Source organism: Bradyrhizobium sp., from assembly GCF_019244115.1.
GTDB lineage: Bacteria > Pseudomonadota > Alphaproteobacteria > Rhizobiales > Xanthobacteraceae > Bradyrhizobium.
The window spans coordinates 25426-33933 of the sequence record NZ_JAFATE010000462.1 but is presented as its reverse complement, the minus strand read 5'-3'; the positions used below and the strand labels follow the sequence as shown (position 1 = coordinate 33933).

Below are 8508 nucleotides of genomic sequence, written 5' to 3'. Positions count from 1 at the left end.
TGCAAGCTTTAGCCGTTCGACATAGGCGCGCTGGCCTTCGGGCTCGGTGAGAAAGTGGAACGCGGCGCGATCGTGCCAGAGGTCGTAGCGAGCCTCCGGCTGCCAGGTCGTGACATCGGCGGCGATCCACCTCACCTTGGTCGCGCTCTCGCCAAGCCGCGCGCGTGCCTTCGCCAGCGCGGCTTCCGACAGGTCGAGCACGCTGAGATTCTTGAAGCCGCGCGAAAGCAGTGCATCGACCAGGCGCGAGGCGCCGCCGCCAATGTCGATGATTCCTGAGGCAGGCGTCGCGCCGGCATGCGCAATCAGTTCCAGCGAAGGCTCCGGATTCTCCTGGAACCAGCTGACCTCCTGGTCGCCCTTGTGGGAATAGACTGCCTCCCAGTGAGCCTGCGGACCATCGGGCATGATGACCTCCGTGGAAAGCGGTTTCGATATTGGCACCAGCGTACCTTCGAAGCTATATCATTCGTCCGTCGATCTGGACGCGCGCCCGTGCAGCGGCGATCAACGGGACCGGAGGATCGCGCGATGCGCCAGATGCATCTCAACCTGTTCATCCAGGGCCGCGGACACCATGAGGCGGCCTGGCGCCATCCGAAATCGTCGTCGCTCCCTCTGACCGACATCAACTACACCGTGGAGCTCGCGCAGAAGGCCGAGGCGCATTGTTTTGATGCGATCTTTCTCGCCGACGTGCTCGGGCTCTGGAACGACGTCGAGGGGACGCCGTTCAACTGGCTCGAACCGCTGACGACGCTCGCAGCGCTCGCCATGGCGACCAGCCGCGTCGGGCTGATTGCGACCTGCTCGACCACCTACACCGAGCCCTACAACCTGGCCCGTCAGTTCGCCTCGCTCGACCATATCAGCCGCGGCCGGATCGGCTGGAACATCGTCACGAGCTGGGCGCCGCAGGCCGCCAGCAATTTTGGCGGCGCCGGGCAGATCGGCCTGGCCGACCGCTACGAGCGGGCCGAGGAGTACATGGCGGTGGTCAAGGCCCTCTGGGACAGTTGGGCCGACGATGCCGTGCTCGACGACCGCCTGGGCGGCCGCTATGCCGACCGGACGCGGGTGAAGGCGATCAAGCACAAGGGCGCGCATTACCAGGTGCAAGGGCCGCTCAACATGCCGCGCTCGCCGCAGGGGCGTCCGGTGTTCGTGCAGGCCGGGGCGTCCGACACCGGCAAAAGGTTCGCGGCGCGCCATGCCGAGGTCGTGTTCACGGCGCATCTCGACGAGGTCAGCGCTAAGGCATTTTACACGGAACTGAAGCAACTGGTCGCGGCCGAGGGCCGCCACCCCGACCAGGTTCTGATCCTCCCGGGCCTGAGCCCCATCATCGGCGCCTCCGACGCCGAGGCCGAGCAGTATGCCGAGGCGCTCAACGAGCTCTCCGATCCCGAAATCGGCCGCGCCAGGCTGTCGCAGCGTTTTGGCGGGTTCGACTTCTCGCATCTTCCTCTCGACACGCCGTTGTCGGTGAGCGATTTCCCCGATCCAGGCAAGAACGAAGCCTCGCGCAGCCGCATGGAGGCGGTCGTTGCCGTGGTGGCGCGGGAGCGGCCGAGCTTACGAAAACTGCTCGCCAAGCTCGCCGGTGCGCGCGGGCATTTTACGCTCGCCGGATCGCCGGAGAAGATCGCTGATGTCATGCAGGCATGGTTCGAGCGAGGGGCGGCCGACGGCTTTAACCTGATGCCGCCAGTGCTGCCGCATCAGCTCGATCTTTTCACCGCCGAGGTGCTGCCGCTGCTCCAGCAGCGCGGTCTGGTCCGGCGTGGCTATGGGGGCGAGACGTTGCGCTCGCATTTCGGTCTGGCACGCCCCGCGGTCAGCTCCGGACAACCGGAGGCGATGCCCTATGATCAAGGTGCATGACATGGACCAGACGCAGGCCGCCGCAATCCCCGTCCGCTTCGTCAGGGCGACATCGCTCGTGCTGTTCATCGTCTGCCTGATGTACCTCATCACCTACATCGACCGCGTCAACATCGCCACGGCCGGCCCGCTGATCCAACGAGAGCTCGAACTTTCCAACCGCGACCTCGGCATCGCGATATCGGCTTTCGCGTATCCCTATGCCTTCTTCCAGATCGTTGGTGGTCTTGTCAGCGACCGCTTCGGGCCGCGGCTGACGCTGATCGTTTGCGGCGCGATCTGGTCGTTGGCGACGGTCGCGACCGGATGGGTCGGCGGGTTCGCGTCGCTGATCGCCGCGCGCCTCCTGCTCGGCATCGGGGAAGGCTGTGCATTCCCGGCCGCGACGCGCGCGCTGTCGGCCTGGATGTCCAAAGCTCGACGCGGCTGGGCGCACGGCATCACGCATTCCTTCGCGCGTCTTGGCAACGCGCTGACGCCGCCGCTGATCGCAGCTCTGATCGGGCTTGGTTCGTGGCGCACGTCGTTCTTCATCGTCGGTAGCGCGAGCTTTCTCTGGGTCCTGTTGTGGGCGTCGTATTTCCGCGATGACCCCCGCGACCACAAGTATGTGACCGCGGACGAGCTCAAGGTCCTGCCGGACGTGAAGCCGCATCCGAAACGAACATCCATGCCGTGGCGACGGCTGCTGATCCGGATGCTGCCGGTGACGCTGACCGATTTCTGTTATGGATGGACGCTGTGGGTCTATATCAGCTGGATGCCGTCGTTCTTCCTGCACGAGTACAAGCTCGATCTGAAGAACGCGGCGTTCTTCGCCTCGGCGGTGCTGCTTGCCGGCGTGGTGGGCGATACTGTTGGCGGTGTGCTTTCGGACGTTATCCTGAAGCGAACGGGAAGCCTCGTGCTATCCCGCACGGGCGTCATCGTGCTGGGCTTCCTCGGTGCGTTTGCCTGCACGGTGCCAATCTTCTTTGCCAAGGACCTTTATGTGATCGCGGCCTGCCTTGGCGGCGCGTTTTTCTTTGCGGAGCTCATCGTGGCCCCGATCTGGGCGGTTCCGATGGACATCACACCCGAATATTCCGGCACCGCGTCAGGCTTCATGAATCTCGGGTTCGGAATCGCCGGGATGGTCTCGCCGGTTACATTCGGCTGGATCATCGATGCGACGGGCCGCTGGGATCTGCCGTTTCTGGCCTCGCTCGGCTTGCTCCTCATCGGAGCGCTGCTTGCATTGACGATGCAGCCCGGGCGGCGTTTGCTGATTGAGCGCTGATCGCTGCATCTCAGGTGTACGGCGGGCAAAGCGAAGCGTGCCCACCATCTCGCACAGCGATCGACTGCCGGTGGGCACGGCGCGAGGCGCCTTTGCACACCCTACGCACTACGCCCTGATCGCGCGAAGCTCAGCAATAGCCGAGCACGCCGCAGGCGTAGGGCAGGCGGACGAAGTAGGGTGTGTACGGGCCGCCGTAATACGCGCCCTGATAGGTGAAATCGAACGGGCGGCCGTAATAACCGGGCAGGGTCGAGGAGCCCGGCAGCAGGATCGGCGTGGAAAGGCTCGGCGAGATCAGCGCGTCGGGATCGCGCTCGACCACGACGGCCGTCGGCGGGGCAATCGTGGTGCGGTAGCTGTAGTGTGGGCGCGGCAGCCCGGCTGGCAATAGCCTCGCCGCATGCGCCGTCTTGTGATGGACAGCCAATTGGTCCGCGGCGAAGGCGGGCCCGCTCGCGGCGAGGGCGGCCAGCACGAGGACTGTTGGGCGTGACATCGAACACCTCCGAATCACCGACGACCGGCTTTGCCGCAGCATCGCAAGCCAAGCTGGAGCGATGGTTAACGCGCTGATGACGCGGACGGTACTCTGTTCATGTTTTCTTAAAAGTCATCTACCATGTTACCGCGATCCTCAGCACGATAATACCAAACCCCGTGTTCTTACGGACTCTTTGGGGATCGAACCAGGAAGGTTTTTGATATGTCCGATGTTGCGGTTTCGGTCTCCGTGCGGCGGCCTCGTTTGTCCCTCAAAACGCCGTCCAAACCGGCGGTGCCGCGCGAGGTTGTGCCGGTCGCCGAGCCCGAGCGCGACGCGACGCCGCGGGACCAACCGTCCGCTTCGTCCGCGCCATCGGTCGACCGCGCTGCCCGCATCGACGATATGCTGCGCGAGCTCGCCAGCGCCGCCGACATCCTGCAAGCCGCAAGCGACGGCATCGCGTCGCTACAAAAATGGACGCGCGTCGGCTGTGCGATTGCCGAACTGATGCGCGAGGCCAGCCATGCGTTTGAGGTCACGAAGGGGGTCGTCAGCGAGCCCGAGCCCGCACTGCGGGCCCTGCTCGCCAGCCTTGTCGTGCAGCACAACACGGTGCTGGGGCAGATCGACGGGGTTGCGCGCGATGCCCTCCGTGGCGGCGTCAATCTTCTGATGGGCGATACGCTGACGCTCGCCTTCGACGAGACCGGGACATCGATGCTCGCGATGGGCGGCTCGGTCTGCGACGCGGCCGGTCTCGGCCTCGCGCCGCTCGCGCCTGGCACCGACCTCGCACCGGCCGCCGAGACCGTTCTCGCGGCGCTGCGGGCCGCGAATGCGGTGCTGCGGACCCAGGCCCAGACGATCGCCGCAAACCTTGCGACGGTTCGCAGCCGTCAGCTGTTTTTCGCCACTCTGCAGAGCATGCTCGATGTCAGCCCCTCGCCCACGCGCGCGGCGACCACCAGCGAGGAGGCCGCCAACAGCCTCGCCTTGGCGACGCGCCAGGCGATCGCAACCTCCGCACTCGCGCTCGCCCAGGAATCGCAGACCAGCATCTTGCGGCTGTTGAACCGCTCGAACTTTTTCGGGCAGGGAAGTTAGCATATCAAGTGCCAGCGGAGGTCTTCACCTCTCCCCGCTTGCGGGGAGAGGTCGCCGCGCTCTTGCGCGGCGGGTGAGGGGGCCTCCCCGCGATCTCCAATGTGGAGAATCCCCCTCACCCCAAACCTCGCAAGCGGGGAGAGGGGCGCACCTTGCGGCGGCGCTGTGGGTGAACTCAGCAGATTCTTCTCAAGCCAGCGCCTGTTCGAGATCGGCGATCAGATCCTCCTTGTCCTCGATCCCGATCGACAGCCGCACGATGTCGGGGCCGGCGCCGGCCTTGACCTTGGCGGCGTCGTCGAGCTGGCTGTGCGTGGTGGACGCCGGATGGATCACCAGCGAGCGGGTGTCGCCGACATTGGCCAGATGCGAGAACAGTTTGAGGTTCGACACCAGTTTGACGCCCGCGTCAAAGCCGCCCTTGAGCGAGAAGGTGAACACCGCGCCCGCGCCCTTCGGGCAGTATTTTCGCGCGACACTGTGATATTTGTCGCCCTCCAGCCCCGCATAATTAACGGACGCGACCGCCGGATGGCCGGCGAGATATTCGGCCACCGCCTTCGCATTATCGCAATGCTTCTGCATGCGCAGCGGCAGCGTCTCGATGCCGGTCAGGATCATGAAGGCGTTGAACGGCGACAGCGCCGGCCCGAGGTCGCGCAGGCCGAGCACCCGGCAGGCGATCGCAAAAGCGAAATTGCCAAAGGTCTCGTGGATCTTGATGCCATGATATTCCGGCCGCGGCTCTGACAGCATCGGATACTTGTTGTCCCGCGACCAGTCAAAAGTGCCGGCATCGACGATGACGCCGCCGATCGAGTTGCCGTGGCCGCCCAAAAACTTGGTCAGCGAGTGAACGACGATGTCGGCGCCGTGATCGATCGGGCGGATCAGATAGGGCGTGGCCAGCGTGTTGTCGACGATCAGCGGCACGCCGGCCTTGCGCGCCACCGCCGCGATCGCCTCGATATCGGTGACGGTGCCGCCGGGATTGGCGATCGATTCCGTGAAGATCGCCTTGGTGTGCGGCGTCACCGCGCGCTCAAAACTTCCAATGTCATCGGTGTCGGCCCACACCACGTTCCAGCCGAAACTCTTGAAGGCGTGGGTGAACTGGTTGATCGAGCCGCCATAGAGTTTTCGCGCGGCGATGAACTCGTCGCCGGGTTTCAAGAGCTGCTGCAGCACGACCACCTGCGCGGCGTGGCCGGAGGCCACCACCAGCGCCGCGGTGCCGCCTTCCAGCGCCGCGACGCGCTCCTCCAGCACCGCATTGGTAGGATTCCCGATTCGCGTATAGATGTTGCCGAACGCCTGCAGGCCGAACAGCGAGGCGGCATGGTCGGCGTCGTTGAAGACGAAGGACGTGGTCTGATAGATCGGCGTTGCGCGCGCGCCGGTGGTGGGGTCGGGCTGCGCCCCGGCATGCACGGCAAGCGTGGAAAATCCCGGTAGCCGATCGGTCATTCTGTCGTCCTCTGCAATGGCCTGTCCTTTGACGGGCAGACAATCGCGGCAGAGGCGGCTTGCGTCAAGGCGCGTCGGTCGGCGCCAAGCGACATTGGAAAGGCGCGCTGCGTTTCGTCGCGCGCTCGAAATGATCGTTTCGCCTTTGCTTCAGGACGACTCGGTCTTGTTTTTCGCGGCGCGATCCGCGGCCGTGGTCGCCGCCCCGCCGAGGCTCGTGCGATTGAGCGACAGCCGCATGCCTTGCGTCGGGATCGGCGCGCGCTTGGCGCTGATGGTGCGCGAATTGACGCCCATCCAGGAAATCTCTGACGACAGCCTGCCATATTCGATCTTTGGGCAGCGGTTCATCACGACCTTGATCCCCGCGGCTTCCGCTTTCGCGGCGGCCGCATCGTCGCGCGCGCCGAGCTGCATCCAGATCACCTTTGGCAGCGGCGCTGTTGTCAGCGCCTCGTCGACGACCGGCATGATGTGGGCGGATGAGCGGAAGATGTCGATCATGTCGAACGGCCGGCCGATATCCCCGAGCGAGGCGACAAAAGGCCGGCCGAGCAGGGTCTTGCCGACATGGCCGGGATTGACCGGGATCATGTCATAGCCGCGCTGCACCAGATATTTGAAAGCAAAATAGCTAGGCCGCGCGTCGACCGGCGAGGCGCCGACCATCGCGATCACCTTCACGGAGTTGAGGATGCCGCGGATATAGTCGTCGGAATAGGTATCGTGATTCATCGATGTTCGATCATGTTCGATGTTACCCCTCATGGTGAGGAGCGCGCCCTTGCGCGCGTCTCGAACCATGAGGCCCGAGCCTTGGCCTCCTTCGAGACGCGGCGAGGACGCCGCTCCCTGGGGATGAGGGGATGGATTTGCGCCCGCTTCACTATTCATCCTTCCAGGTCGGCACGCGCTTTTCGATGAAGGCGCAGATGCCTTCCTCGGCGTCGCGTGCCATCATGTTGTCGGTCATCACCTCCGCCGCATAGCGATAGGCCGCGGCAAGATCCATCTCAGCCTGGCGATAGAACGCAGCCTTGCCGAGCTTGACCGTATAGGCCGATTTCAGCGCGACCTTTTCGGCGAGCGCAATGGCCTCGGCCCGCTCGGTGCCCGCGGTCACGACGCGATTAACGAGCCCGATCTCGCGCCCACGCGCCGCGGAGATCGGCTCGCCGGTCAAGAGCATCTCCAGAGCCTGCTTGCGCGGCACGTTGCGCGACAGCGCGACCATCGGCGTCGAACAGAACAGACCGATATCGACACCCGGCGTCGCAAAGCCCGCGGCCTCGGATGCGACCGCCAGATCGCAGCTTGCCACGAGCTGGCAGCCGGCCGCGGTCGCAATGCCCTGGACGGCGGCGACCACCGGCTGCGGCAAATGGACGATCGCCTGCATCATCGTGCTGCAGGCGTTCATGAGTTTTGCGAAATAGGCGCGGCCACGGTCGGCATCGGCGCGGCGCGCGGACAACTCCTTCAGATCGTGTCCGGCGCAGAAGGCCGGGCCGTTGGCCGCGACGACGACAGCACGAACGGTTCCGTCATCGGCGATCTCAGTGAGCGCGGCATGCAGGCGCGCGATCAGCGCTTCCGAAAGGCTGTTGCGCTGCGCCGGACGGTTCAGCGTCAGCACGGTGATCTGGCCGACCTGTTCGCGCAGCAGGATCAGCTGCTCTGGCGTCGGGGCTCGTGCGGTGAGGGACATCGGCGCTTCCATTTGCGTCTGGAGATGAATTTAATGCGGGCGGCAGCACAAAGCGAGGGCAGGGGACGACATGGAAGCGGCCAAAATGAATGCGGCGGAAATCGAGGCCTTCCTCCGCGAGGTGTTTCCGCAGGCGTTCAGCGACGGTGACATCACGATCGAGGCGGCCGACGGTGCGACCTGTCGCCTGCGCCAGCGTTTTAGCGACAAGATGCTGCGACCGGGCGGCACGGTGTCCGGGCCGACACTGATGGCGCTCGCGGACTTCGCCATGTATGTCGTGATCCTGTCGGCGATCGGACCGGTTGCACTTGCCGTCACCACCAATCTCAACATCAATTTCCTGCGCAAGGGTTCGCCCGGGCAGGACATCACCGCAGTCGGCAGGCTGCTGAAGCTCGGCAAGCGGCTTGCGGTCGGCGAGGTGAACCTGTTTTCGGATGCATCAGCCGATCCGATCGCCCATGTGACCTCGACCTATTCCATTCCGAATCAATGAAGATTTTGCAGGTGATATAATACCGTTATTGTAAGTCATTGTTTTCATTTATATTCCGTTCCGACATAAGCGTTGACGGA

General features: G+C 64.5%; 9 protein-coding genes. 4 read left to right on the top strand and 5 right to left on the bottom strand.

Going from position 1 to position 8508, the window contains the following annotated elements:
- Positions 1–408, bottom strand: a 408-nt coding sequence (locus tag JOZ76_RS20390; RefSeq protein ID WP_291701215.1) for a class I SAM-dependent methyltransferase, incomplete at its 3' end; no start/stop codon positions are given.
- A gap of 123 nt (positions 409–531) precedes the next feature.
- On the opposite strand from JOZ76_RS20390, the gene JOZ76_RS20385 reads away from it, so the two are divergent.
- On the top strand, positions 532–1884 hold the full coding sequence (locus tag JOZ76_RS20385) for an LLM class flavin-dependent oxidoreductase (RefSeq protein WP_291701213.1): 1353 nt from the start codon (positions 532–534) through the stop codon (positions 1882–1884).
- Complete coding sequence (locus tag JOZ76_RS20380; protein ID WP_291701211.1) at positions 1868–3163, top strand: MFS transporter; 1296 nt, start codon at positions 1868–1870, stop codon at positions 3161–3163. The genes JOZ76_RS20385 and JOZ76_RS20380 overlap by 17 nt, the downstream gene beginning before the upstream one ends.
- A gap of 130 nt (positions 3164–3293) precedes the next feature.
- On the opposite strand, the gene JOZ76_RS20375 is transcribed toward JOZ76_RS20380, so the two are convergent.
- On the bottom strand, positions 3294–3662 hold the full coding sequence (locus tag JOZ76_RS20375) for a hypothetical protein (RefSeq protein WP_291701208.1): 369 nt from the start codon (positions 3660–3662) through the stop codon (positions 3294–3296).
- A 249-nt stretch (positions 3663–3911) separates the two neighbouring features.
- Here JOZ76_RS20375 and JOZ76_RS20370 point away from each other — a divergent pair, with 249 nt between their 5' ends.
- Complete coding sequence (locus JOZ76_RS20370) at positions 3912–4754, top strand: flagellin protein (protein WP_291701206.1); 843 nt, start codon at positions 3912–3914, stop codon at positions 4752–4754.
- A gap of 189 nt (positions 4755–4943) precedes the next feature.
- Here the strand turns inward: JOZ76_RS20370 and JOZ76_RS20365 are convergent, their stop codons facing one another.
- From JOZ76_RS20365 to JOZ76_RS20355, 3 genes are all read right to left on the bottom strand, one after another.
- Positions 4944–6221, bottom strand: coding sequence for an O-acetylhomoserine aminocarboxypropyltransferase (locus JOZ76_RS20365; RefSeq protein WP_291701203.1), 1278 nt, complete (start codon positions 6219–6221; stop codon positions 4944–4946).
- Between the two features lie 150 nt (positions 6222–6371).
- Positions 6372–6956 (bottom strand): CoA-binding protein, encoded by a 585-nt coding sequence (locus JOZ76_RS20360; RefSeq protein ID WP_291701201.1) that lies wholly within the window; start codon positions 6954–6956, stop codon positions 6372–6374.
- 151 nt (positions 6957–7107) lie between these two features.
- Entirely contained in the window at positions 7108–7929 is an 822-nt protein-coding gene (locus JOZ76_RS20355) for an enoyl-CoA hydratase (protein WP_291701199.1), read from the bottom strand.
- 70 nt (positions 7930–7999) lie between these two features.
- Here JOZ76_RS20355 and JOZ76_RS20350 point away from each other — a divergent pair, with 70 nt between their 5' ends.
- A complete protein-coding gene (locus tag JOZ76_RS20350; RefSeq protein ID WP_291701197.1) occupies positions 8000–8428 on the top strand; it encodes a PaaI family thioesterase in 429 nt (142 codons plus the stop codon).
- The last annotated feature ends 80 nt before the right edge of the window (positions 8429–8508 follow it).